We start from the raw sequence: 510 nt of genomic DNA, 5'->3' as shown, positions 1-510 counted from the left end.
ATCGCCGGTGTCAGCCAGATGACCAGTCGCAGCAGCCAGGGCTCGACCCGGATCATCATCCAGTTCGATCTGGATCGCGATATCAACGGCGCTGCCCGCGACGTGCAGGCGGCCATCAACGCCTCGCGCAACCTGTTGCCCAGCGGGATGCGCAGCATGCCCACCTACCGCAAGATCAATCCGTCCCAGGCACCGATCATGGTGCTTTCGCTGACATCGGAGGTGCTGGGCAAGGCCGAGCTGTACGACATCGGCTCCACCATCCTGGCGCAGAAGCTGTCGCAGGTGTCCGGCGTCGGCGAGATCCAGGTCGGCGGCAGCTCGCTGCCCGCCGTGCGCATCGAACTGCAGCCGCAGCAGCTGGAGCAGTACGGCGTGTCGCTGGACGAAGTGCGCCAGACCATCGCCAACGGCAACGTGCGCCGACCCAAGGGGATGGTCGAGGACGCGGACCGCCACTGGCAGGTTCGCGCCAACGATCAGCTGCACGAGGCGGCCGACTACACACCG

At 66.3% G+C, this 510-nt stretch carries 1 protein-coding gene; it reads left to right on the top strand.

Annotated elements, in window-relative coordinates; genetic code table 11:
- On the top strand, window positions 1-510 hold a 510-nt coding region (locus CXQ88_RS21510), incomplete at both ends, for an efflux RND transporter permease subunit (protein ID WP_181037660.1).

This window comes from Arthrobacter sp. ZGTC412 (assembly GCF_002929215.1).
Taxonomy (GTDB): Bacteria; Actinomycetota; Actinomycetes; order Actinomycetales; family Micrococcaceae; genus Arthrobacter.
The sequence above is the reverse complement of the archived record's forward strand: the minus strand, read 5'-3'. Positions and strand labels throughout refer to the sequence as shown.